Genomic DNA, 776 nt, shown 5'->3' with positions numbered 1-776 from the left:
CAAACCCTCGCCCTGGACGAGCCGTTCGCGGTCGCCCTGAGCGGCGGCGACGCCCCGCGCGCCTACATCAGCACCGCCACCCCGATGTCACCGACGACGTCGTGGGTGCTTGTGCACACGACGGCGACATGCTCGTCGCTGACCAGGTAAGCGTGGCGCCCGTCACGACTGAGCGCCAGGCGGGTGAGCGGACCGGCGAGCTCGCTGAGCTTGCGCGTCCCGGTGATGTCGCGGGCCCGGGTGTCGACGACGTCGAGCACCGCGCCGACCACCGGGCCGCAACTGGCAACGTAGGCGGTGCTGCCGTCGCTGCTGAGCGCGACGTCGCGGATGGGCAGACCCAGCTCGTAGGCCCCGACGATGCGGGAGCCGCCGTCGGAGGGTGCGCCGGTCTCGATGACGACCAGTTCGCCGCCGGAGGGCCCGTTGGTGGCGGCATAAAGCTGAGCGCCGTCGGGGCTGAGGCGCACGCAGTCCGCGGTGACACCCGCCGCGCCGGCCAGGTCGATCACCTCGGTCTCGTCGGTGGCGGTGTCCACGACCACGACGTCGGCACCGCGGGCGTGGTTCCGGCCGGCGTAGACGAACCTTCCGTCGGCGCTCACGGCGAGGTCGCTCACGCTGTGGGCCAGCGGATGCGTCGCGATGCGCGCGTTCGACGCGACGTCGACGACGGTGACGGAGTCATAGGACGGGGTTGCGGTGCTGATGTAGGCGCGCGGGGCGTCGCCGCCGCTCAGGGCGACCGCGAACGGCTCGTCCAGGGCGAGGGTTTG

At 72.4% G+C, this 776-nt stretch carries 1 protein-coding gene; it reads right to left on the bottom strand.

Annotation, left to right across the window (positions count from 1 at the left end; translation table 11 throughout):
- Nucleotides 1–62: 62 nt before the first annotated feature.
- The coding region (locus A5713_RS28830) for a YncE family protein (protein WP_197516435.1) at nt 63–776 on the bottom strand (714 nt) is incomplete at its 5' end.

It is taken from the genome of Mycobacterium sp. E2497 (assembly GCF_001668695.1).
GTDB lineage: Bacteria > Actinomycetota > Actinomycetes > Mycobacteriales > Mycobacteriaceae > Mycobacterium.
This window is presented reverse-complemented; position numbering and strand designations above follow the sequence as displayed.